Here is a 23,452-nt window from a genome sequence, read left to right on the forward strand (position 1 = left end):
CGGGCTTGCTCGCGAAAGCGGTGGATCAGTCACATCAATGTTTAATGGACCGACGCCTTCGCGAGCAAGCCCGCTCCCACAGAGGAGTTGTGCTTGACTGGCTGGTATCCGGGATTTGCCCCGTTTTCATTTGTGACGAGCCGAATATTTGCGCGCAACGACAACGCCGCCCACTAGCAGCGCTGCGCCTATTGCAACCATCCCATAGGGCGTACGGCGGGTTTGCCGCCAGCCGCCTTCCACACGACGTTCGCCGCTTGCCGGGGTGTAGAGGTTGCCCGTAGAGGTCACGGCGCGCGGGCTGCGCTCCAGCCCGAGGCGGGTGAGCCAGCCGGATAACCGGGCAAAGCCAGGCAGCAAAAAATGCGCGACACGGGCCACGGTGGCAGCGCTGCCTACCGTGGTGCTGTCCCTCGGTTGCAGCGCACAGGCCACCATCGCTTGCGCGACTTTATGCGGGTCATAGACCGGTGGCGGTGGCGTCAAGGTGTGGCCGGTAAAATTGCCGCCATCGCGAAAGCCTGGTGTGTCCATTACGGCGGGATAGATGTCGCACACATGAATATCGGGGTAATCAGTCAGCTCCCCACGCAGTGCTTCAGTCAGGCCGCGCAGGCCGTATTTACTGGCTGAGTAGGCGACGGCATAGGGCTGGGCTACCCAACTGCCCAGCGACAAGGTGTTGATCAGAATGCCGCGGTGCTGGGCTTTGAAATAGGGCCACACCACGTGGGCGCCGCGCAGGTACCCGAGCAGGTCGGTTTGCAGCACCTGTTCGTGGGCTTCCAGGGGCGTGTCCTCGAAACTGCCGACGGCGCCTACTCCGGCGTTGTTGATCCAGATATCGATGCGGCCATTGCCGAAGGCCGCCGCCTGTTCGGCAAGGGCGCGCATCTGGTCGCCCTGGGTTACATCGGTTTTAACGGCGATGGCCTCGGCGCCACGCGCAGCGCATTCCTCGACCACCTCTTCCAAGGCTTTTTCATCTCGGGCCGCCAATACCAAGCGGGTACTTTGCTCGGCAAAGGCGTGAGCAGCCGCGCGACCAATGCCACTGGAGGCGCCGGTGATCACCACGGTTTTGCCGTGCAGTTTCCCCTTGGCCCGCATGACGCCAGGCGAATCCTCGGGCACGTGGACGGGCACGGGGTGCAGTTGCAGGCGGGTACCGTCAGTAAGTACCAGGGTCAGGTTCTCGAGGGTGCCAGCGACGCGGTCGGGAAATACCGGTTCGCCTGTGGCGTCGAGCTCATCATAGATAAACGTCTGGCCCTCAAGCCATCCGACTGCTGTCATCAGTTCAGGGCCCAGGTAGTACTTTCCGTCCAGGAAAAACCCGCTGAAGTTCGGTGTGCGCTCCAGGTTTTCCACGGCGTATCGCTCGCCAGGCCTCATTCCGGTTGCGGTATCAATCATCATGACATCCTCCTTTGGCTGGTCTTGGGGTAGAGAAGGGCCCGCAAATGATCGTTCAATCCAAATGACTGAATGGCGGTGTCAATGTTGATGGGCCTTCAGGGTCGGGTCGGCGATCTGGATAACCGTGCCCTGGCGCCACGCGTCCGCGCCGGGCGCGATGGGCGGCGCGGGGATATCGGCACGCGTCTTTTTCTTGTCGGCACTGTCGATGCCCAGTCGTTTATCTCGTTCGGCGACCATACGCGGGTCAGCCTGGCCGTCTGCGGTAAACCCCATCATCAACTGAGGCACGCCTAACGGCAGGCGTTTATCCAGATCGGTATGCCAGGTGTGCCAGGTCTTGCCGTAGGTGTGCACCAGCTTCTCCATCAGCGCATGTTCCGCCGCCTCAGGAATGCCCGGCGCGACCAGTTGCCCTGACTTCACTTCATGCACATGGCTATGCCACAACGCCTTTTCAGGCGCGGGCAGTGCGTTGAACTGCGCCTCGCTGATGATGTACTCCACGCCCATCAACTTCGCATCCTTGCGGTTGCCGTCGTAGATCACACACTGGATGACCTCCTCGTTGAGGATTGCGCAGTAGTGATGGGCTTCCATTTGCACATCGGGATGGCCGTTGTAGAAGTGAAAACCGTCCAGGTAGGCGTTCAGGGCATCAATCGGTGGGCGTGATTGCAGCAGGGCGGCGCCGGCTTCCAGCGTTCGGGTCGAAGGTGTTGTCGGCTTCCCAGGTGCCTCGACATTCGAAGGTGAGTTGTTGCCAGCGCAGGCGCTGAGCAGGGCCAGCGTCACTGCTGCGGCCAGGGATTGGGTCACTTGATGGATGGGGTTGTCAGTCATGGTCGGCTGCCTCCTGTTGCCGGTGTGTTCATGCGCGATGATCAAAGCCAGGTTTGATCCTGTTCTCGTTGGAAAGACGCGCGTACGGGGCGTTCAAAATGCTTTGAGTTGAACACTCACTCATTCATCAGGTCGTTTTTTATAGAGGCGCTGACAGCGCAATTGCTTACCTGCCAGTGAGGTGTTCATCCCATGCACAAGACTGAAAATCCAGCGTCGACGCTGCTTACCCAATTGCTCCAGGCACGCGGGCCGGGCGGTCAGGAGGACGAGGTGCGCGCCATATGCCTGGAAAGCCTGACGCCGTTGTGCGATGAGGCCTGGGTCGATCCGGCAGGTAATGTGGTGGGTTTGATCAAGGGCAAACCCAGCGATGCCGAGCCTGCCGGTGCGGTTAAAGTCATGGCGCATATGGATGAAATCGCCATGGTGGTTAAACGCGTCGAGGCGGATGGCACGTTGCGGGTGACGGCGTTGGGTGGGGCCAACCCGGTCAACTTTGGTGTGTGCCCGGTGGATATCCTGGGGGACGCACGCATCCTTCCTGGCGTGCTGTCTTTTGGCTCGATGCACGCCACCAGTAATACGGCACAAGGGGCTGATGTGCTCTCGGGCGATGTGCACTGGAACGACGTTCATGTGATCACACGATGCACTGCCCAGGCATTAGGCGAGCACGGCATTCGGCCAGGAAGCCGTGTGGTGCTGAGCCGTCATTGGCGTGAGCCCTTCCAAGTGGGCGATGCCATTGCCGCGCATTTTCTGGATGACCGCGCCCCGATTGCTGCCGTTCTGCATACAGCCCAGCTGCTGGCTTCGCGCCGGGAGGCGTTGGCCAGGGATGTCTATCTGGTATTCACCACGCTCGAAGAGGAGTGCAATGCCGGGGCAATGTATGCCGCGTCGACGCTACCCGGCGACACCACCATCGCGGTGGAGGTGGGGCCGGTCATGCAGGAATACGGCACGCGCCTGGCCGTCGACCCGATCATCAATACGGGGGACCAGAAAGGCTATTACACCCGGGCGGTGGTCAACGACCTGGCGGCTGCCGCAGAGCGCTGCGGCTACAGCCCCCAATATGCGCTGTTGGTGGATTTCGCTTCGGATGCCAGTGCGGTCATGAGTAACGGGACCTGTGCCCGCGCCGGCTGCCTGGCCATTCCAACGGAAAATACCCATGGTTATGAATTGATTCTGGATGGGGCGGTGCAGGCCTGTGCCGAGACATTGGCCGAGTACCTTGCAGCCTGATAGACGGTGCAAGGTACGCTGACCGGCGTGGGGCTCAGATTGGGCCGCTTGGAGAATCTGTCTCCTGCCTGATTTCATCGGCCGCATTGGGTTGCCCCAGCTTGCTGTATTGCTCGCGCAATTTTTGCAACTCACGCGACCCAAGCTTATCCAGGCTCAACGCCGCATTGTGAGCTTCTTTGGTGGCACGAATCAGCTCGTCCAGTTTCAGATGAAGAATATCGTTGTCGCGGTTCTGGGTATTCTGGATCAGGAACACCATCAGGAAGGTGATGATGGTAGTGGAGGTGTTGATGATTAACTGCCAGGTGTCGTTGTAATGAAAGTAAGGCCCGGTGAGCGCCCAAACAGCAATCAAGCTGACGGCTGTCAGAAAGGTTTTTGAGCTGCCCGCCTGGTTGGAGAGTTTTTGGCAGAATTTCGCGAACTTCATGGTGCTGTCTCCTGGGGGATGTTCCTCTGTAGACCCCAGCAGAATTTCGAAATTCTTTTTTACAAATCGTTTTTTTTGACAAAAATCAATGAGCAAATCCCTCTTGCAAAGGAGCACTCAGCATGTCGGTCGCTGCTTCTATCGTTGAATACCTCAAGCACCATCAGTTGGTCATCACGACGGCGGAGTCGTGTACCGCAGGCAAGATCATCACCTTGCTTTCGCAGGTCGACGGCAGCGGTTCGTGGATCGAAAGCGGGTACGTGGTGTATTCGCCAGAAGCGAAACAGCGGCTGTTGAACGTGCGTCGCTATACCATCGATACCTTCAATCTCACCAGCTGTGAGGTCGCCCAGGAAATGGCCCAAGGCGCGCTGCGCGACAGCCCCGCTGATGTGGCGGTCGCCACCACTGGCCTGCTGGGGCCGGATGGAATTGATGGCATTCCCCCAGGCACTGTCTGTTTTGCCTGGGCCTATCGAAACGGCGGGGCACTGAGTGTGTTCAGTCGCAAGGAACGCTTTATGGGTTCTCGTGAGCAGGTGCAGTTGGCCGCGTCTCTTCATGCATTGAAATGGCTGCCGCATTTTCACCAACGGGCGATGGTCGGTGAACGCGCCTAATGCTGCCAAGTATGCGCGTTTACGGCTGCGGTTCGATGTCCATCAGCAAGTCGCCGTTGGTCAAGGATTCAGCCTCCTGCACCACGCCACGATAGGCCTGACCATTCCATTCAAAGCTAATCCAGTGGGCCTTCGGCAATAGCTTTGGCCATGGCGGTGCAAGCCGCAACTGCACGCCGGGCGCAGTGCGCACAAGTTGCCCCATGCATTCGCTGGCGAGCGTGTTCACACCGAACAGCGTGTCATGCAGGTATTGAATGTTGACCGGTTGCAGCGTTGCGTCAGTAGCGTCTGGCATATCTGTTACCCCACCGATGACAGCCAGAAAGACTGTCTGGCGATGACCATTTCTTCACGTATTTCCCGCACAAGCCGGTTGATCCCCGAAACACCGTGGTAGTGGGCGCGGTTGATGTTGGCGATGGTGAATTGGTCCATACCGTGCGCCGTTACAGTGACTGAAAGGCTGCCGTCCGCGTTGAGTGCGCACTTGACCGCGCACTTGGGAAGGCGAGCGGACAGGGCCGTTTCGATTTCGGCTTTCGTTAGCGTATCCATGAGTTCACCGCATAAAGGACTCAGCGCGTTAAGGCTAGCTCAGAATCAGTTGGCGTAAATACTGGCAAGGTAATGGCTGCTGGGGCAGATGTTCTACCTTACATATTTCTGGCCCTTTCTAGGAGCGTTCCTAAATACGCCGGCTGAAGGTCTGCCGATAATTCGCACATCCCCACTTATGTGTGCTCTGCCATGTCCTTCCTACCTATTCGTGTTCTGGTCATCGAAGAACACCCGTTCAAGCGGCTTGTTGCCACCCAGGTGTTCCGGGAGGTCGGGTGTGAAGAGGTGGCCTCCGTTGCCGATGTCGTGGCGGCCGTTGAGTTGCTCGAGCGTACCGGGCCTGTCGATATCGCCTTGTGCAACTTGAAGGACGAGGGCGCACACGGCTTGAGGGCCATCGAAGTGCTCGGCCGTGGCCACTTGGCTAAAGCGCTCATTATGTTCAGCGCCCATGGCACGGACCTGCACGATGCAATTGATCGCATGGCAGGCCTGTTGGGCATCAGTGTATTGGGTTATGTGGACTTCCCGGTGCCAGCAAGCGCCATTGCGCCTATGCTCAGCCGCTACTTGGAGAGGATTGGCGCGCCGACAAAGCAGGCGCGCCGAAGCAGCCGGTCTGGGTTCTTGAGCAAGGCCTGCGTGGCTGGGGGTTTTTCAAGGCATGAGTTCAAGGCGTTCTTCCAGCCCAAGTTCAATTTGAGCACGGGGCACGTGCGCGGTTTTGAAGTGCTGGCGCGTTGGCAACATCCACAGTACGGCCTGTTGTATCCGGCAGATTTTTTGCCGCTGCTCGCTCAAGTTGGCGCATTGGATGAACTGTTCTTCGCGCTGTTGCAACAAGGCCTCGAGTTCTTGCAGCAGTCGGCAGAGCAGCAGGTCTTATCGCTGGCATTCAATCTGGAGTCCGACCAGCTCGGTCGTGGCTCATTATTGCCGCGTCTTTGCGATTCACTCCAATCCCACGCCATTGCTGCGTGTCGTCTGACGTTTGAAATCACTGAATGCGGCCTGCTGGAAGTTTCTCCCGCCGTGCTCGACACCCTGATACGACTGCGCATGATGGGTGCCGGCCTGTCGATTGATGACTTCGGCACCGGCTATTCCTCGCTGGAGCGCCTGTGCCAGTTGCCGTTTACCGAAATCAAACTGGACGCCGCATTTACCCGCGATCTTCAAAGCAGTGCGCGCAACCGTGCCGTGGTCAGTAGCACATTGGCACTGGGCGAGGCACTGGGCATGCGAGTGGTGGTGGAGGGCGTCGAGAACGAAAGCCAGCGCCAGGGATTACTGAAGCTGGGATGCAACGAGGCCCAGGGCTATCTCTGTGCTCGTCCCATGAACGCTGCGCGCGCGTTGGCCTGGCTGGCGACCCAGTTGAACTCGCGCAGCAATATTTGATGTCAATCAGGAGGGCTTTTATGTCCAATCCACGTTTGCGGATCGCGTTGGTAGATAGCGATGCCACCCGGCGAATGAGTATTGAAAAAGACCTTGGCCATTTGGGATACCACCGCGTTGTGCCTGTCGATTCCCTCAAGGTGTTGATTACGTTATTGGATAACGCAAGGGATGTATTTGATCTGTTGGTGATCAATGAAGAAACCGTGCACGCGGCGGGCGCACAGTTTAAGCAAATGCTTGAGGAGTACGCGTGTGTCAGACACTCATTGATTTATCAGGGCGTGACCCTGCAAGCGTTTCCCGATAATCCAGTCACGGCGCAACGCTGCGGCTTTATTGCCTCCGGTGTTCCGGACCGATCGATTCTGGCGCGCGTCATGGATCGGGTGGATGTGCAAATAAAACAGCGCTCGGGCAGACCGTTGCTGGAATCCAATTAATCCTGATGTGAGCTATTGCACGCTTTTCGCGGGACCCGCCACCGCCTCAGTTTTATGCTTTTAGTCCCATTCCTATTTGCTTCTTTTTAGGCACTGATAAGCTTTTTCGCTGAAACAATCTCGGGAAATTCTTTGTCATGATCTTAAATGCCGCCGTGCCTAACGAGTTCAGCGCCCTGCGCGTGATCACGTTGGCAACCGACCCTGCGTGTGTCTTGCGCCTCGCCTCTGCGTTGGGTGGCATGGGGGTCACGCCGCTGGCCACGGTCGCCTCGCTGGAGGCGCTGCAGGCGTGGTTAAGCGCGCACCGCGTGGACATCATCGTGTGCGAAATCCGCTCCGAGTGTGGCGATGGCTTGATGTTGCCAAGTGTGCTCAAAGCACTGCATGACGCGGGTACGTTAATGCAGTTTCCGAGTATTTTCTGGACCGGCGAAACCACCCTGAATGTGCAGGAAAATTTGATCGAAGCAACAGTTACACCGGCGTGCGAAGCGCCCGCTAAGCAGTTGTGGGTCAAGCACATGGGCGGCGTAGCCATCAGCGCACTGGAATCCCATTCGCGCCTGGCGCAGTCGGCGGGAATCAGCGTGCAGATCTTGCGTGACGGTGGCCCGCTGGAGCTGGGCGATGCCTTGCGCACGGTGCTGCTGACCCTCGCTCAACCGGACCCCAAGCTGCAGGCCATGACGTTTGAGTCGCTGGCTGAGGATGAAGTCATCAACGCCCTGACCACCGGCGAGGGATTGCGCTTTGTCTTTCAGCCACAGTTCGAGTTGCTGAGCCGGCGCATCGTCGGCGCTGAGGCGTTGGTGCGCTGGAAGCACCCGCGCTTTGGTGAAATTCCGCCTGCGGTGTTGATGCCGCTGGTCAACCGTCTCGGCCTGGACCTGTTGCTGTTCAGCCTGGTGGAGATGTGGACTCTGCGCGTGATGCTAGCGTTAAAGCGCGAAAACATTACGATCCCTATCGCGGTGAATGCGTCGGCCAAGACCCTGTGCACCCCCAATTTTGCCGAGCGCCTGGCCTTGCGCATGCGCCAGGCAGATCTGCCGAGCCGCTTGCTGAAAGTCGAACTGACCGAAGATGTGCAGGAGCCGGATGAGCTGCATCTTTCGGCGTCATTGACGACTATTCGCGCCAAGGGTTTTCAGGTTTCGCTGGATGACTTCGGCAGCGGCGCAGCCACTTTCAAGCTGTTGGCGAACCTGTCGTTTGATGAAATGAAAATCGACGGCTCGTTTGTGCGCGGTGTCGAGCAGCACGCCTCGTCACGCAAGGTGATCGCAGGCATTGTGAACTGGGCAGGTCTGCTTAACCTGAGCCTGGTGGCGGAGGGGATCGAGGACGAGTCCACGATCCCCCTGCTGCACCGCCTGGGTTGCCGGGTAGGGCAGGGCTATGCGCTGGCGCGCCCGATGGAAATAGACGCCTTCTTGAACTTTGTGATTGAGCGGGAAAAGAACGGCTGAGGCTGTAAAGTTTGGCGGGCAGGTAAGTATTGGAACTTGATGTGTGTAGGTCAGCTCTTGGTTTTTAGGAGTTTTCTTATATTAAGTTTTTCGCAGATCTATTAAGTTTTATACCGTTGTTATTGTGAAGAATTGGCGCATTTTTTAACTGCGATGGTGAGCCTGTGCGCGTTAAGTTATAGGGAGTGAGCGTGTGGCGTGTGATGTTCAGTTGCACGGATGTAATTGATGAAATGGATGAGTCTGAGAGGACCTTAACTTATTCAGAGTGAGGCAGCGCTGTTGTCCATTTTTTTGCACGCTATACAGAGTGTTCCGTCATTTATGAAACGCCTACAAATTGCTTTGCTGGATGATCATGCAATCGTGCGGCATGGTTTGGTCAATCGGTTGGTACAGGAACCTGATTTTGAAGTGGTGGGGGTCTACGCTCGCAGTCGTGAGTTGATGGCCGGCCTGCTGACACACCCGGCCGAGGTGTTGTTGCTCGATTTTGTGCTCGGCCCTCATGAGCTGGATGGCATCCTGCTGATCCGTGCTCTGCGGGTAAAGTACCCGGGCTGCCGAATCCTGGTGTTTTCCACTCACCATGACGCGGCCACGGTGATTCTTGCCCTGCGCGTCGGTGCCCGTGGGTTTATCGGCAAGGGTGAAGACATGAGCCAATTGATCAGCGCAGTGCGGCTGGTGGCCTCGGGCGCTGTCTACCTGAGTGCTGACATGGCCTATCGGGTGGCCGAAGCCACGGCGGTCAACTATGACGGTGAGGAGCAATCACGCGATGACGCGATGCGTTTTGTCAGCTTGTCTGCGCGGGAGCAAGAGGTGATCCGCTGTTACCTGTCGGGCATGACCATCACCGAAATTGCTGAAAAATTCAGCCGCAGTATCAAGACCATCAGTTCGCAAAAGGCCTCGGCTTTTCGCAAGTTGGGCGTGATGTCCAACAACGAGCTGTTTCGGATCAAGCACATCATCGAGAGTGTTTAACGCTAAACGCAGGCCACGCCGACGCGCGCAAAAACAGCGGTAGGCGGGCGTGCCCTTTGGCGGTTGTTGCATATACTCCTTGAAGTGCCGTAATAGCTGTCCCTGTTGTTTGACCGCGCCACCTAAGCGGGGCCAAGTGGGTTCGAATACGATGAAACCTGTACGCATTGCTCTATTGGACGACCACGCTGTTGTTCGGCATGGGCTCGCCAACACCTTGGCGGCCGAGGCCAACTTTGACGTGGTTGGCATTTATGAAAAAAGCCGCGACTTGCTCGCCGGCCTGGTCAGCGCTCCGGCTGACCTGCTGCTGCTGGATTTCTCCCTGAGCCCCGACGAGATGGATGGCGTATCGCTGATCCGCGCCTTGCGGGTCAAGTTTCCCAGTTGCCAGATCCTGGTGTTGTCCGCCCATCATGACCCGGCTACCGTGGCCCTGGCCATGCGGGTCGGTGCCCGTGGCTTTGTTGGCAAGGGCGAGGACATGACGCAAGTGGTCAAGGCCATTCGCAAGGTGGTCTCCGGCGCGGTGTACCTGAGCACCGACATGACGTATCGCCTGGCGGAAACCGTCACCAGCGAGACGCGCAAAGACCCCAGCGAAGCCTCGGATGCCCTGGTCCAGGCCGAGCTGACCAGCCGTGAGCAGGAGGTGATCCGCTGCTATCTGGCGGGCATGACCGTGAGTGAAATCGCAGAAAAATTCAATCGCAGCATCAAGACCATCAGCACCCAGAAAACCTCAGCGTTTCGCAAATTGGGGGTCACCTCGAACAATGAACTGTTCAAGCTCAATAAAATCATCGGCTCACCATGAGGCGATGGCGACCGGGTGCCCTCTTATTCATGTTGCTGATGCTGGATGCCGCGCTTGCCTGTGCGGCGCCGGTTGAGCTGACGGAGCAGGAGCGGCTGTGGATAGCGCAGCATCCGGTCCTTCGAGTGGGGGTGATGGAAAACCTGGTCCCCTTCGAGTACATGAGTAATGGCGTGCTGCAAGGGCGGCCGGTGCAGTACCTGCAATATGTGCGCGATGCCACGGGGCTTGAATTCACCTATGTGCCGGTCAAGACCCGGGCTGCACGTGAGCGCATGCTGTTGGATGGCCAGGTAGACCTGCTGTCTTCGCACTTTCGCTTTCGTGACGAGCCGCCTATCGAGGATCTTACCGCGCTGGTCTACGACACTACCGTGCCGATCATCGTGACCCGTGTCGACGACGCCGATATTTTTGACCTTGACCAGCTACAAGATAAAACGGTCGTGATCCCCGATGTGGAGTATTACGAGCAGTTGCTCAGAAAAAGGGCACCCCGAGCCACTCTGATCAAAAGCCCCCAGGCCTTGGCCATGCTGAACACCCTCCGGGACGGTGGTGCCGATGCAGTCGTGGCCTCCGAAGCCTTCTTGATGCCCTATTTGTATCGACAGTTTCAGGGCGTGCTGGAAATTTCTGGCGTGGTGGGCAGCAGCATGTTGGATGTGAACATGGCGGTGCGCACCGATAACGCCATGCTGGCCTCGATCATTGGCAAAGCCCTAGGCTCGATCAGCCCCTCACAACAGAATGCGATGTACGAGCATTGGTACCGGGACCTGGAGGTAGATGCGCCGACCCTGTGGGACATCGCCAGCCATTACTTGCATCTTTTGATCCTGGGCATGTTGGCGTTGATTGGCTTGTGTGTGCTGGTCTATCGCGGTTACCGCCAGCAGCGGCAGGCCGAGCGGAACGAGCAGGAAAAAACCATGTTCCTGGCGGTGATGGGTCACGAAATACGCTCGCCAATGAACGCCGTGCTGGCGGCCATGGAGCTGCTGTGGCACACCCGACTCAATGACCAGCAGCGCCACTTCGCGCACTTGGCCAACAGCGGCGCCAATATGCTGGTGCGCTTGCTCGATGATGTGCTGCACCGGCCGGATTCAGGGGCCAAGGCGTTACGTCTGACACTTGAGGCGACGGATGTCATCGCGCTGGTGCATGGCGTAGTGGGCTTGCATCGCCTGCGTGCGGGGGAAAAACACTTGAGTCTGAATGTGAGTGTGCAGACACCCCTGCCGTCGTTGTGGCTTGACCGTTCGCGGCTGACGCAGGTGTTTCATAACCTGTTGTCTAACGCCATCAAGTTCACCGATACCGGCGCTGTTGACATCACCCTGCGCCTGGAAGACTTGCTGGACGGTAAGCATCAGTTGCAGGTTGAAGTCCGCGACACCGGCATCGGTATGGGCGAAGCGGTGCAGGCCTCTTTGTTCCGGCCTTATGCCCAGGCGAGTCAGTCCTACAAGCGTGCGGGAGGCAGCGGCCTGGGGCTGATGATATGTCGGCAATTGGTCGATTTGATGCAAGGCTCGCTGACCCTGCGCAGCGAGCCGGGAGTGGGGACGTGTATCAACCTGTACTTGCCCGCAACCCTTGCCCCTGAGGCCGCTGAACCGACGCGAGCCCCAGCCCCAATGCCTTTGCATGTCACCGATGGTTTGCAGCTGCTGGTGGTGGAAGACACCCTGGCCAACCAGGAAGTGCTGCGGGCGCAAATCAGCGGGTTTGGTTGTGTGCCAGTGATTGCCGCCGATGCGGCCCAGGCCCGCGTGCGGTTCGCTGAGCGCGCTTACGCGTTGGTATTGATGGACTGCGACCTGCCGGATCAGGACGGCTACAGCCTGGTCTGCGAACTGCGGGCGCTCGAACAGCAATGGGGGCGAGCGCGCTGCCCGATCATTGCCATTTCCGCCTTGACCGGCGAGCAGCACCTTCAACGCTGCCTGGCGGCGGGCATGGATGGGGCGTTGAGCAAGCCCATACGTCTGGGGCAGTTGAGTGACGTGATCGAGCAGTGGTGCGGCGTCACGTTGGCGGCACCGCGTGCCAGCTTGATGGCCCCGACACTTGATCAGGCCGCTATCAACCGTGAGATGGCGGCCGACCTGGGGAGCCTGCTCAGGGCGATGGCGCTCTGTGATCGCCCTTCGGCCATCCATGTTGCCCATCGGTTACACGGCGCGGCACTGATCATCGAATGGCCGGCCCTGGCCCAGGCGGCCGCGCACATGGAGAACCTGTTGCGGGCAGAGGAGGGCTGGGGCAACCCGGTTTACGTGCACACGCTTCAGGCGTTGGTTCAGCACTGGCGTGCCGTGAGCGAGGAGACCCCGCTGGACATGCTGGCCATGGTCGCGCCGCCGCCGATGACGCAACAATGAAGGTTGTACGGTTGCGCCTGCTGCTGGGGTGGTTGCTGCTGGCAAGCGCGGGCCTGGCCGATGCGCAGGCCGACCCGCCGTCGATGACCTTGACCCAGCAAGAGCGTGACTGGATCGCCGCCAACCCCGTGCTGCGTGTCGGTGTGTTCGACAACCTGCTGCCCTTCGAGTACATCAGCGACGGCCAGTTGCGTGGGCTATCGGCCAAGTACCTGGGTTTGATTGCGGCGCGTACGGGCCTGCATTTTCAGTCGGTGGTCACCGGCAATCGTAGCGCCCGCAAGGACATGCTGATCAGCGGCGAGGTGGATATCTTGCCAACCCGGCGCCGCGACGACGATCCGGTCAAGGACCTGGGCATGCGCTATACGACGCCCTACAACACCAGTTCCACCATCCTCGTCAGCCGCTTTGGCCAACAGCCATTCGTGGACCTGGAACAACTTGCCGGCAAACGCCTGGTGATGTTGGGGCGCGAGGTGTATCAGGCGTTTTTGCAGCAGAAAGTCCCCGGCATAACGGTGATCTCCGGCCAGAACGCTGTCGACATCATGGCGATGGTCAAGGACGGTCGGGCGGATGCCGCCATCGCCTCTGAATGGTTACTGATCCCCTATCTTTCCCGGCAGTATCAGGGGGTGTTGCAAGTATCCGGGGTGGTGCCGCAATTGCACACCGGCGTGAGCATGGCGGTGCGTGACAGCGACGCGATCCTGTTGTCGATCCTGGAAAAAGTGCTGGGGTCCATCAGCAACGATGAGCGCAAAGCGATCTATGACGCCTGGTTCGATGACATGAACCTGGACATTCCGACGATCAAGGACATCGCCGAGCATTTCCAGGGTGAGTTGTGGCTGTTGCTGTCGGTGGTGCTGCTGTTGATCGCGTTCGCCTGGCAAAGCCGTCGTCAGCGCCGCCAGGCCGTGCAGAGCGAGCGGGAAAAGGCGATGTTTTTGGCGGTGGTCAGCCATGAAGTGCGTTCGCCGATGAACGCGGTGCTGGCGGCTATCGAGTTGTTGGAGCACACACCGCTGGACGAACAGCAGCGCCACTTCACTCAATTGGCCAACAGCGGCGCCAATACCTTGCTGCGGCTGGTGGATGACGTGCTGGACATTTCCAGGATGGAGGCCGGGGAACTGACCCTGACCCTGGAGCCTGTGGACCTCTGGGCCTTAGTCCAGCAGGTGGTGGAGGAGTATCGCGCCGGCGCCGAAGAAAAAGGCCTGTTGCTGACATTGAGTGGTGAACGCCCCAGCGGCCCCTTGATGCTGGAGGGCATGCGCTTGAGTCAGGTGCTGCGCAACCTGATCTCCAATGCGGTCAAGTTCACTGAGGTAGGCGGGGTGGAGGTGCAGCTCAAGGTGGTTGAATGGCCAGAGGTTCCTGTGCCGCACGTGCTGATCCGCATCATCGACAGCGGCATTGGCTTGTCACAGCAGGCGCAGGCCAGCCTGTTTCGGCCCTATGCACGGGCCAAGCACTCTTACAAACGTACCGGTGGTAGCGGGCTTGGCCTGGTGATTTGCCGTCGCCTCGTGAGGCTGATGTCGGGTGAGCTGACCCTCAACAGCACCCAAGGCGTGGGTACTGAGGTTGAAGTCAAACTGTCTGTCGAGTGGGCCAAGACCCTGGATATACCCCAGGCTGAAGCGGCGCAGGCCCAAGTGGAGGGTAACGGTGTACACGTGTTGGTGGTGCAGGCGCCTGTGACCGGCCAACAGACACTGCCTGCACACCTGCAAGCGCTGGGTTGTAGGGTGTTGCTGGCGGTTGATGGCGCCCAAGGGTTGACGCTATTCAATGTGCGACGGGTCGATATGGTATTGATCGATTGCGACTTGCCAAACAGTGAAATCGAGCCGCTGGCGGGCGCCTTTCGTGAGTTGGAGCAGGTGTTGCAGCGTGCCCATTGTCCGCTTGTAGCTGTCGCGGGCTTCAGCGATAACGAGCACCTTGAGCGTTGTTTTGATGCGGGGCTCGACGGGGTGCTGGTCAAGCCGGTTACACCGGCCAAGTTGCAGCAGATGATCGAGCTTTGGTGTGACATGCCGCAAGGTCCGCTGCCGGCAATGCCCAAGGAAGAGCCAGAGGAGGAGTCGCATATCCTGCGCACGGCCTTCAACGACTTGATCGAGGCACTGGCCTTGCGCGAGCGAAGCCAAGCGTTGCAGGCAGTTCAGCGTCTGCACGAGGCGGCGCTGGGGCTGGAGCGGGACGACCTGGTGGGCACTGTCGAAAGCCTGGGACGGCTATTGCGCGATGAGCGTGACTGGCCAGCGCAGCAGATTGCCGAGCGTCTCAGCGTGCTGCTTGGTCAAAGGCCTGCGCCAGCATAGCCTCGTTGCTGTACCCGCTCGTTCTCACAGGTGGGGCTTGCCTTAATGCCGTTCAGTTAAGCGTATATCGCTCCTACAAAATGCCTTAACTGAACGGCATTAGAGCTTGCCTGCGATAGCCATGGGTATCTATACAACTCTGTAGCGCTCAATGGTAACCACGATGCGAAGCGAGCCGCTCAGGCGGCCCCCAAATCACTGGCGGATTACGGGCACACCGCGCCTGGGCGAGGTGCCGAGTGGTGGGGCAAGAGCGTTTTGCTTGCTTTTGCGCTGTTCAAAAGGGAGCCGCCGTCAGGGCGGAACCCTAGGTGGCCGTTACCGCAGGAACGGATATGTACCCAATCCAACTGTGTTGACTGTCAGGTCGCCTTCGCGAGCAAGCCCGCTCCCACAGTTGGATCGCGGGGCGCCAGGTAAATAAGCGTCGGCTGTCAGGCCGCCACGGGTCCAGCCTAACCTCGAAGTTGTGTAGATGCTTAGGCTGCGATAACGGTGGGTCAATCAACATCTGATGATCAGAATAACGATGACCCATTATATAAGCTGGATTTAAATATACCGTTCAGGCGCGCTTTTAGGACCACTCCTATAGACGCTTTGTCTGTTGGCTTATTAAAGCCAGCCAACTATGGTGGGGGGCTTTGTTTGTTGCTTTTAATCGCCTGTTTATAAGGTAATTTGCCCGGGTTATTTGTTTTTCAGAGCACTCCTATTTTGAAAATTAAGTGCGCTGCTTACACTTCACTTCGCAACAACGCAGAAGTATTTCCCGTCCAGGGAACTTCAAAACTTAATCAAGTCTATCGTGCTCTCGGAGTTACTCATGAATTACAAAGCTCGCGCCCTCGCTGTACTGGTCGCTGCCACCGTCTCTTCTGCTGCCATGGCTTCGGACGGCAAAATTGATTTCAACGGTGAGCTGAAAGCCGAAACCTGCCAAGTGGCCGTCAATGGTGCAGCAGCTTCCGGCGCGACCACCGTCACCTTGCCAACCATCTCCACCGCTTCCTTGGCTTCCGCCGGGCAAGTAGCTGGCCAGACCGGTTTCAACATCGAACTGAGCAAGTGCTCTGCTGCGATCAAAACCGCGGCGGCGTTCTTTGAGTCGGGCGGTGGTGTTGATCCGGCCAGCGGTAATGTGAAGAACATCAGCGGTTCAGCCACCAAGGTTCAACTGCAGTTGGTGGATGCCACCAATGGCAACGCGATCAAGGCCGGCAACACGTCTCAGGTTACCTCCACCAGCCGCGTAACTGTTGACCCAACTGCCCTGACCGCTGTGCTGCCGTACGCCGTTCAGTACTACGCCCAGTCGGCTACCACGCCGGGCACCGTTGTGGGCTCCGTGACTTACTCCATCAATTATCAGTAAGTCGCAGGCTTTGGACACACGCCCTGCTCGGTATTGAAGGGCGTGCATCCAGACGGTAAAGGGATTGCTCTATGTCGTGCACACGTGCATTCAAACCACTGCTGCTGATCGGCCTGGCCACACTGATGTGTTCCCATGCATTCGCTGCAGTGGTGATTACCGGTACGCGCCTGGTCTATCCGGCGGACCAGAAAGAAATCACCGTAAAACTGAACAATAACGGCACGTTGCCCGCACTGGTCCAATCATGGATCGACACCGGCAGCGTCGAATCGACACCCACCAGCTCCAAGGCGCCGTTCCTATTGTCGCCCCCGGTGGCGCGCATTGACCCGACCAAGGGCCAAAGCTTGCGAGTGCTCTTTACCGGCGCGCCTTTGGCGCAGGACAAAGAGTCGGTGTTCTGGCTCAACGTTCTCGAAATCCCGCCCAAACCCGAGGCGGGTGCAGACCTTAATACGCTGCAAATGGCTTTCCGTTCGCGCATCAAGCTGTTCTATCGCCCGGTCGGCTTGCCTGGAAATCCCAATGAGGCGGTTGAGCAGGTGCAGTGGCAATTGGTTACGGCACGCGATGGGCAAGGCCTGGCGCTGAAGGCGTACAACCCGTCGGCGTTCCACGTCTCGCTGATCGAGTTGGACCTGGTGGCGGGTAACCAACGCTATCGCAGTGAGGACGGCATGGTCGGCCCTGGAGAAACCCGGCAGTTCGCGCTGCCCACGCTCAAGGCCAGGCCGTCGAGCCAGGCCCAGGTGGAATTCAGCGCCATCAACGATTACGGCGCGTTGGTCCCGACCCACAACACGCTGCAGCCCTGATCCATTCCTGACGTTTTTACCCGCGAGTCATCTATGTCGACCTTTTCTTGCTCCAGGCTTTTTCTGCGGGCGCGGCCTCGCTTCGCCTTGAATCCGCTCACTGCCCTGATCCTCAAGGCATTGGCCATTGCTCCAGGCGTGTGGGGCATGCAAGGCGCACTGGCGCAAGAAGTGCAGTTTAATGACGCCTTCCTGCCCGAAGACTCGCGCAATCTTGACCTGAGTGCCTACCAGGCCGGCAACCCGGTGATGCCAGGCCAATACCGAGCCGACATCATCCTCAACGGGCAACTGAACAACCGGCAGGATATTCGCATTGACGCCCAGGCCGACGGCAGCAAGCCGGTGGTGTGTATGAACCGTGGCTTGCTTGAGCGCCAGGGTGTGCAAATGGCCAGCCTTACGCCCGAGGCCAGCACGATGCTCGACAGTCAGGCGTGCCCGGCAGTGGGGCAGGTAATCCCTGGCGCTACCGCGAACTTCTCCCCAGAGAACCAGGCGCTGGACTTGAGCATTCCCCAGGTGGCGCTCAAGCGTAATGCGCGGGGTTACGTCAGCCCGCAGTTGTGGGACCGTGGCGTGACGGCCGCCATGCTCAGCTACAACTTCAACGCCAATCGTAACCGCACCCGCAGTGGCAACTCCGATTCGGCGTTCATGGGCCTCAACGCGGGCCTGAACCTAGGGGACTGGCGCCTGCGCCACAACGCGTCCATGAGCTGGCAGTCACGTTTGGGCAGCCGGTACCAGGCTCTGGACACATACGCCCAGCGTGATATCACCGCGTTGAAAAGCCAACTGACGGTGGGTGAGTCCAACACCACCGGCGAGATCTTCGACACCTTGTCCTACCGCGGTGTGCAACTGTCCACTGACGACCGCATGCTGCCCGATTCGATGCGCGGGTATGCGCCGGTCATCCGGGGTATTGCCCGCACCAATGCGCGGGTAACCATTCGCCAGGCCGGCAATATCTTGCTGGAAACCACCGTGGCGCCCGGCGCGTTCGTGATCGATGACCTGTACTCCACCGGCTATGGTGGCGACCTCAGCGTGAGCGTGGCCGAAGCCGACGGCACTGAGCAGAACTTTATCGTGCCCTACGCCTCGGTCAGCCAGTTGCTGCGCCCCGGCACCTCGCGGTTCAGCCTCACTGCGGGTGAAACCCGCAACAACTTCGTCGACGATCAGGCGCGCCTGCTGCAAGGGACTGTGCAGTACGGCTTGAACAATACCTTCACCGGTTTTGCCGGTCTGCAATCGAGCGATGACTACACGGCGGTGCTCACCGGCCTGGCGTTCGGCACACCCATCGGTGCGATGGCCGTGGACATCACGCACGCCCAGACCGACCTGGCCGGCGGCGCTGCCAAGGGCCAGAGCATGCGGGTGTCGTACAGCAAGAATGTGCTCAGTACCGGCAGTAACTTCTCGCTGGCAGCCTATCGGTTTTCCACTCAGGACTACCTGGATTTCAGCAACGCCATCCAACTGCTGGATGCCGAGAAAAATGGCTGGGATTCGAGCATGTTCGGTCGCCCGCGCAGCCGTTTTTCGGTGACCGCCGACCAGAACCTTGGGGCTTGGGGGCAAGTCTCCATCAGCGGTTACGCGCAAAACTACTGGAATCAGCCGGGCAGTGATGTGCAGTACCAGTTCAGCTACAGCAAGCAGTTCAACCGCGTCAGCTTCAGTGTGAATGCCAACCGCAGCCGCATGGGGCTGGGCGACATGGAGAACAGCTTTTTGCTGACCATGAGCATGCCCCTGGATTTCGGCGCGTCGGGTAACACTCCGCAAATAACCGCGCAGGTGGGCCGCGATACCCAAGGCAATTACAGTGAGCAGGCCGGTATCAGCGGCACCGCCGGCCAAGACCGTCAATATGGCTATAGCGCCAATTTCGGCCATGACGGCGCCAACCACAGCAAGAGCGCCGCGCTTAACGGTCAGTACACGGGTGGGCGAGCCATGCTCAGTGCGGCACTGGGGCGTGGCGATGGCTATACCAGCGCCTCGATGGGCGCCAGCGGCACCGTGGTGGCCCATGCAGAGGGCGTGACCATGACGCCGTACCGCGGCGAAACCATGGCGGTGGTCAGTGCGCCGGGTGCCGCGGGCGCCAAGGTTTCGGGGTACCCCGGCCTGACGCTCGACAGTCGCGGCAATGCCGTGGTGCCGTACCTGCGGCCTTATGAGCTGAACGAGGTGGCCATCGACCCGATTGGCAGTTCGCTGGATGTCGAACTCAACGAGACCAGCCAACAAGTCGCCCCACGCGCTGGCGCCGTGGTGCATCTTAAATACACCACTAATCAGGGCCGTGCGGTGCTGCTCAATGTGCGCCTGGACGATGGCAGCAGCTTGCCATTTGGCGCAGGCGTGACCGACGGCGAAGGCGCCTCGGTGGGGATGGTCGGGCAGGGCGGTCTGCTCTATGCCCGGATCAAGCCAGAAACCCGCCAGTTGTTGATCAACTGGGGCAGCAAGACCCATCAACAGTGTGCCCTGATGATTCCTCCCGGCCCCGGCGAGGGCCAGCAATTGCAGCAGGTGGACGCTATTTGCGCCGCCGGCAAACAGGTCGCGGGCAGCACGCCGCCCAACAACATGCAAAAGGTACCGTTATGAACATGGGCGCTTTGATCAAACCCAGCCTAGCGCTGGCGGCACTTTGGGCGATGGCCGATACGGCCATGGCAGTGACCTGTACATATAACAACGGTATCCAGGCCGCAGTGGGCAACATGCCATTGCAGGTCTCGGCGATTACCGTCGGACGTGATGTGCCGGTGGGCGCCGAAGTCTATCGACAGCGCTTCAGCATGGCCTTGGGCCAGGCACCCGAGCTGGACTGCCGGTTTGCTCCGTTTCAACAGTGGACCGAGTTGACGGTCGAGGCGACTTCTGGCTTAGCCAATTGGTCCAGCGGCCCCTATGCCAACAAGGTCTACAGAACCCGAATTCCAGGGCTGGGGGTGGTTATCAATAGTCTCGGCGGCGTGCTGCCCAGGCAAACCAACAAATCCTGGACTGCCTGCACATCGGGCTCTCGCTGCCTGATTCCGTTTGATGGACCTTCGAACTTCGAATTGATACTGATCAAACTAGGGGAAGTAACGCCAGGTGTATTGGCGGGCAGCTCATTGCCGGTCGTGAGCCTGTTTGGCAACTTCGGCGATGCCAGGATGCAGGGTTTCAGGATGGGCATCTCCGGCAGTATCCAGATTGTCTCGCGCACCTGCAGTACGCCGGATGTTTCAGTGCCGATGGGGACGCACTTGACCAATAAGTTCACCGGGCTTAACAGCGCCACAGGGTGGACAGATTTTTCCATCAACTTGAATGATTGCCCGGCGTTCCATGGCACCTATTCCACCACCGGACCTGGCTGGCTTTCGCAAAGTGGTAATTCACCCACCGGCGTTGGCTCCGGCGGAACCCTAGCGGGTAACACCCTGCAATTTCGCATCGACTCCTCGCGCCCGGCGATCAATGCCAGTACGGGCGTGCTGAGCATTGATCCCACAGGCACAGGTAATTCGCCTGCCGCAAGCGGAGTCGGCATCCAAGTAGCGACACTAGACAGTACCCCGGTACCCCTGGGGATGAATCGGGCCAGCGGTATTAACCCACTGTCCTTCGAGTCCAGCTACAACATCCGCTTGCGTGCCCGTTATCTGCAAACCGCCAACCGAGTCACGCCAGGCCCGGCCAATGCGTCGGCGACGTTTACGATTATTTATCAGTGATGAATATGTCACTTATGTTCTGTGCGTTTGGTTTGAAGGGGCAGCCAGGCTGCCCCTCCCACCGTTACTCAAGAACCCGACTTCCGACCGCCGCCATGGCTGTGCTGCCCACCTTTACGGCCGGCTTCCGAGGCTTTTTCACGGTCGTTGGCGAAGTTGCCGCCCGACGCCTGGCCGCCTTTTTTACCGGCTTCGGAGGCTTTTTCGCGATCATTGGCAAAGTTGCCCGGGTTTTTATTACCTGTAGTCATGATAGTTCTCCAGTCGCTAAGTTTGCGTTTCGTTAGTTGGCCGTTTCGCAACGGACACTTATTCCGATATTGGCTTTTTGAAAAATGTTTTACCGATTTTTCTAACCGGCGACGAACGGTAATTTCGCTGAAAAAGTTATACAGAAACTTGGTTGATGCGCCGCTTCGTATAACTTTTATTGCCGGCCAGCGCTTTGATATTAATTAAATCGAAACTGCTGGTTTAGTTAACGGTCCTGCCATTCGTCTTTTTCGTCGCACTCCAAAAAAGGGTGTGGTTCCAACGAGGTTCCTAACCTGTGAACGGGAGCTTTTCAGCCATGAAACACAACCCATCCAACCCACAGTACCGGCCGCTCGAGCATCCAGACGCACCCAATGAAGACGGTTGCGTCATCGGCACTGCCGGGCGCGACGAAGACCCCAACGCGACCACCGATTGGGACCATCCCGACAGCGCCGCAACGCCCGCTGACGCCAGCATCAAGCCCGCCAACGGTACGCCCGGCATCGACGCCGTGCCCGAGTCGGAAAACCACGGCGCCGATTGAGAGAACTGCGCTACAAGTGCCGTTTCGCTTGGCCTGCAGCGCATTACCGCTGGTCGTGAGGCGTCGGTTTATTTTGAAATTTTCCACGCGCAGGCCACTTCCCATGCAAGGTAGGCGCGCATTCCAGCAGGGCGCCTTTTTCCGTAAGCCTGAGGAGATTTGTTCATGTTTCTACATAACAAGCGACTTCAATACACCGTCCGCGTCGCCGAGCCCAATCCGGGCCTGGCCAACCTTTTGCTCGAGCAGTTTGGCGGCGCCCAAGGTGAGTTGGCCGCCGCGTCCCGTTACTTCACCCAAGCCTTGGCGGAAGACGATCCGGGGCGCAAAGATTTGCTGATGGACATCGCCACCGAAGAACTCAGCCATCTGGAGATCGTCGGCTCCATCATCGTCATGCTCAACAAGGGCGCCAAGGGGCGAATGGCCGAAGGCGTGGAAGAGGAGGGCGAGTTGTATCGTGCCCTCAATGGCGCCGGCAATGACTCGCATATCACCAGCCTGCTGTACGGGGCGGGTTCGCCTTTGACCAACTCTGCCGGCGTGCCGTGGACCGCCGCCTACATCGACACTATTGGTGAACCCACCGCAGACATGCGCTCGAATATCGCCGCCGAAGCCCGGGCCAAAATTGTCTATGAGCGGTTGATGAACGTCACCGATGACCCGGGTGTAAAAGATGCGCTGGGTTTTTTGATGACGCGGGAAATCGCTCACCAGATATCCTTCGAAAAAGCGCTGCATGCGATCCAGCCGAATTTTCCCCAGGGCAAGTTGCCGGGCAAACCGGAGTTCACCCAGGTGTACTTCAACATGTCCCAAGGCGCGGAGAACCTGCGCGGGCCCTGGAACCAGGGTGACGGTTGGGAGTTTGTGGAAAACCCACAACCGGCGGTCGATGGCGGTGACGGCACCGCCAGCGTGCAGTTGGACGCCGACGATGAAGCGGTGCTGAGCGCGATGAAAATCCGCACGCTCTCGGACCCCACCAGCGACCCCACCACCGGCGCTGACCTGGGGGCGGGCCTCAAGCCCAAGCCCGACCTTTGATTGAGAACAGCCGCACGCTGAAGGGCGTGCGGTGCTTTCGACTTTCTTGACGAGGACAACGACATGGCTACCCCACAGGAAAACCTGCTCGACTGGCTACGTGATGCCCATGCGATGGAGCAACAGGCCGAGAAAATGCTCAAGGCACAGTCCGAGCGCCTGGAGAATTACCCCCAACTAAAGGCGCGAATCGACGAGCACATTGAGGAAACCCTTGGGCAGCAGCAACTGATTGACGAATGCCTGACGCGTTTGGGAGGCAGTGCTTCGACCCTTAAAGACGTGGGCGGCAAGCTGATGGCTTTCGGTCAGGCGGTCGGTGGCTCGCTGATGAGTGACGAGGTGATCAAGGGCGCGATGGCCGGCTACGTGTTTGAAAATATGGAAGTGGCCAGCTACACGGTGCTCATCGCGGCCGCGAAGGCAGCGGGTGACGCCGAGACACAAGCGGCGTGCGAAAAGATTCTACCCCAGGAAGTCGCCATGGCTCAGTGGTTGCTCGAGCACTTGCCAGAGCTTACGCAAGCGTTTTTGCAACGCTCTGAGGCGCCTGACACACAAGCCAAGCGTTAATGACACGTGCGGTGCCCTTGGGGGGCGCCGCGTCCGCTCGGCACAAGATGGCACTGCGCAGCGTTTTCACGGTCCATGGAACACGTACCACGTATCT

22 protein-coding genes are annotated in these 23,452 nt (G+C 58.9%); 16 read left to right on the forward strand and 6 right to left on the reverse strand.

Going from position 1 to position 23,452, the window contains the following annotated elements:
• Nucleotides 1–126: 126 nt before the first annotated feature.
• Both AC1RAC_RS13590 and AC1RAC_RS13595 read right to left on the reverse strand, forming a co-directional pair.
• Nucleotides 127–1,416: an SDR family oxidoreductase gene (locus tag AC1RAC_RS13590; RefSeq protein ID WP_492616682.1), complete on the reverse strand. Its 1,290-nt coding sequence runs from the start codon at nucleotides 1,414–1,416 to the stop codon at nucleotides 127–129.
• 81 nt (nucleotides 1,417–1,497) lie between these two features.
• Entirely contained in the window at nucleotides 1,498–2,262 is a 765-nt protein-coding gene (locus tag AC1RAC_RS13595; protein WP_492616652.1) for an OBAP family protein, read from the reverse strand.
• A gap of 192 nt (nucleotides 2,263–2,454) precedes the next feature.
• On the opposite strand from AC1RAC_RS13595, the gene AC1RAC_RS13600 reads away from it, so the two are divergent.
• On the forward strand, nucleotides 2,455–3,516 hold the full coding sequence (locus AC1RAC_RS13600) for a M28 family peptidase (protein ID WP_198791166.1): 1,062 nt from the start codon (nucleotides 2,455–2,457) through the stop codon (nucleotides 3,514–3,516).
• 34 nt (nucleotides 3,517–3,550) lie between these two features.
• Here AC1RAC_RS13600 and AC1RAC_RS13605 read toward each other — a convergent pair whose 3' ends face one another.
• Nucleotides 3,551–3,949, reverse strand: coding sequence for a low affinity iron permease family protein (locus AC1RAC_RS13605; protein WP_014718020.1), 399 nt, complete (start codon nucleotides 3,947–3,949; stop codon nucleotides 3,551–3,553).
• A 122-nt stretch (nucleotides 3,950–4,071) separates the two neighbouring features.
• Between AC1RAC_RS13605 and AC1RAC_RS13610 the strand changes: the two genes are divergently transcribed.
• Nucleotides 4,072–4,572 carry a CinA family protein gene (locus AC1RAC_RS13610; RefSeq protein WP_054895711.1) on the forward strand — a complete coding sequence of 167 codons (501 nt, stop codon included), beginning with the start codon at nucleotides 4,072–4,074 and terminating at the stop codon, nucleotides 4,570–4,572.
• Between the two features lie 19 nt (nucleotides 4,573–4,591).
• Here AC1RAC_RS13610 and AC1RAC_RS13615 read toward each other — a convergent pair whose 3' ends face one another.
• Nucleotides 4,592–4,870, reverse strand: a complete 279-nt coding sequence (locus tag AC1RAC_RS13615) for a hypothetical protein (RefSeq protein WP_020303212.1) — start codon at nucleotides 4,868–4,870, stop codon at nucleotides 4,592–4,594.
• 5 nt (nucleotides 4,871–4,875) lie between these two features.
• Entirely contained in the window at nucleotides 4,876–5,130 is a 255-nt protein-coding gene (locus AC1RAC_RS13620) for a DUF1652 domain-containing protein (protein WP_014718023.1), read from the reverse strand.
• Nucleotides 5,131–5,322: 192 nt separating this feature from the next.
• Here AC1RAC_RS13620 and AC1RAC_RS13625 point away from each other — a divergent pair, with 192 nt between their 5' ends.
• The 11 genes from AC1RAC_RS13625 to AC1RAC_RS13675 all read left to right on the forward strand — a co-directional run bounded on the left by AC1RAC_RS13625 (nucleotide 5,323) and on the right by AC1RAC_RS13675 (nucleotide 20,930).
• A complete protein-coding gene (locus AC1RAC_RS13625) occupies nucleotides 5,323–6,534 on the forward strand; it encodes an EAL domain-containing response regulator (RefSeq protein ID WP_492616653.1) in 1,212 nt (403 codons plus the stop codon).
• A gap of 20 nt (nucleotides 6,535–6,554) precedes the next feature.
• Nucleotides 6,555–6,977 (forward strand): hypothetical protein, encoded by a 423-nt coding sequence (locus AC1RAC_RS13630; protein ID WP_032892354.1) that lies wholly within the window; start codon nucleotides 6,555–6,557, stop codon nucleotides 6,975–6,977.
• Between the two features lie 137 nt (nucleotides 6,978–7,114).
• Nucleotides 7,115–8,449 (forward strand): EAL domain-containing protein, encoded by a 1,335-nt coding sequence (locus AC1RAC_RS13635; RefSeq protein WP_054895709.1) that lies wholly within the window; start codon nucleotides 7,115–7,117, stop codon nucleotides 8,447–8,449.
• Nucleotides 8,450–8,773: 324 nt separating this feature from the next.
• A complete protein-coding gene (locus AC1RAC_RS13640) occupies nucleotides 8,774–9,439 on the forward strand; it encodes a response regulator transcription factor (protein ID WP_032892352.1) in 666 nt (221 codons plus the stop codon).
• Nucleotides 9,440–9,590: 151 nt separating this feature from the next.
• Nucleotides 9,591–10,256, forward strand: a complete 666-nt coding sequence (locus AC1RAC_RS13645; RefSeq protein ID WP_003190442.1) for a response regulator transcription factor — start codon at nucleotides 9,591–9,593, stop codon at nucleotides 10,254–10,256.
• A gap of 29 nt (nucleotides 10,257–10,285) precedes the next feature.
• Nucleotides 10,286–12,646: an ATP-binding protein gene (locus AC1RAC_RS13650; protein ID WP_054895708.1), complete on the forward strand. Its 2,361-nt coding sequence runs from the start codon at nucleotides 10,286–10,288 to the stop codon at nucleotides 12,644–12,646.
• Complete coding sequence (locus AC1RAC_RS13655; protein WP_492616654.1) at nucleotides 12,643–14,985, forward strand: ATP-binding protein; 2,343 nt, start codon at nucleotides 12,643–12,645, stop codon at nucleotides 14,983–14,985. Before AC1RAC_RS13650 ends, AC1RAC_RS13655 begins: the two co-directional genes overlap by 4 nt.
• A gap of 826 nt (nucleotides 14,986–15,811) precedes the next feature.
• Nucleotides 15,812–16,360, forward strand: coding sequence for a fimbrial protein (locus AC1RAC_RS13660; protein WP_003190448.1), 549 nt, complete (start codon nucleotides 15,812–15,814; stop codon nucleotides 16,358–16,360).
• A gap of 71 nt (nucleotides 16,361–16,431) precedes the next feature.
• Nucleotides 16,432–17,178 (forward strand): fimbrial biogenesis chaperone, encoded by a 747-nt coding sequence (locus AC1RAC_RS13665; RefSeq protein ID WP_054895706.1) that lies wholly within the window; start codon nucleotides 16,432–16,434, stop codon nucleotides 17,176–17,178.
• A 33-nt stretch (nucleotides 17,179–17,211) separates the two neighbouring features.
• On the forward strand, nucleotides 17,212–19,809 hold the full coding sequence (locus AC1RAC_RS13670) for a fimbria/pilus outer membrane usher protein (protein ID WP_044273270.1): 2,598 nt from the start codon (nucleotides 17,212–17,214) through the stop codon (nucleotides 19,807–19,809).
• Between the two features lie 2 nt (nucleotides 19,810–19,811).
• On the forward strand, nucleotides 19,812–20,930 hold the full coding sequence (locus tag AC1RAC_RS13675; protein ID WP_229999502.1) for a fimbrial protein: 1,119 nt from the start codon (nucleotides 19,812–19,814) through the stop codon (nucleotides 20,928–20,930).
• A 68-nt stretch (nucleotides 20,931–20,998) separates the two neighbouring features.
• On the opposite strand, the gene AC1RAC_RS13680 is transcribed toward AC1RAC_RS13675, so the two are convergent.
• Nucleotides 20,999–21,181: a con-10 family general stress protein gene (locus AC1RAC_RS13680; RefSeq protein ID WP_003190457.1), complete on the reverse strand. Its 183-nt coding sequence runs from the start codon at nucleotides 21,179–21,181 to the stop codon at nucleotides 20,999–21,001.
• 320 nt (nucleotides 21,182–21,501) lie between these two features.
• Here AC1RAC_RS13680 and AC1RAC_RS13685 point away from each other — a divergent pair, with 320 nt between their 5' ends.
• The 3 genes from AC1RAC_RS13685 (at nucleotide 21,502) to AC1RAC_RS13695 (ending at nucleotide 23,355) form a co-directional block, all read left to right on the forward strand.
• Nucleotides 21,502–21,732, forward strand: coding sequence for a hypothetical protein (locus AC1RAC_RS13685; protein WP_054895704.1), 231 nt, complete (start codon nucleotides 21,502–21,504; stop codon nucleotides 21,730–21,732).
• Nucleotides 21,733–21,897: 165 nt separating this feature from the next.
• Nucleotides 21,898–22,782 (forward strand): manganese catalase family protein, encoded by an 885-nt coding sequence (locus AC1RAC_RS13690; protein ID WP_014718025.1) that lies wholly within the window; start codon nucleotides 21,898–21,900, stop codon nucleotides 22,780–22,782.
• Between the two features lie 63 nt (nucleotides 22,783–22,845).
• Nucleotides 22,846–23,355 (forward strand): ferritin-like domain-containing protein, encoded by a 510-nt coding sequence (locus AC1RAC_RS13695; protein WP_019821478.1) that lies wholly within the window; start codon nucleotides 22,846–22,848, stop codon nucleotides 23,353–23,355.
• Nucleotides 23,356–23,452: the final 97 nt, after the last annotated feature.

The sequence above is a fragment of the Pseudomonas sp. GW823-FHT02F05 genome (assembly GCF_058797315.1).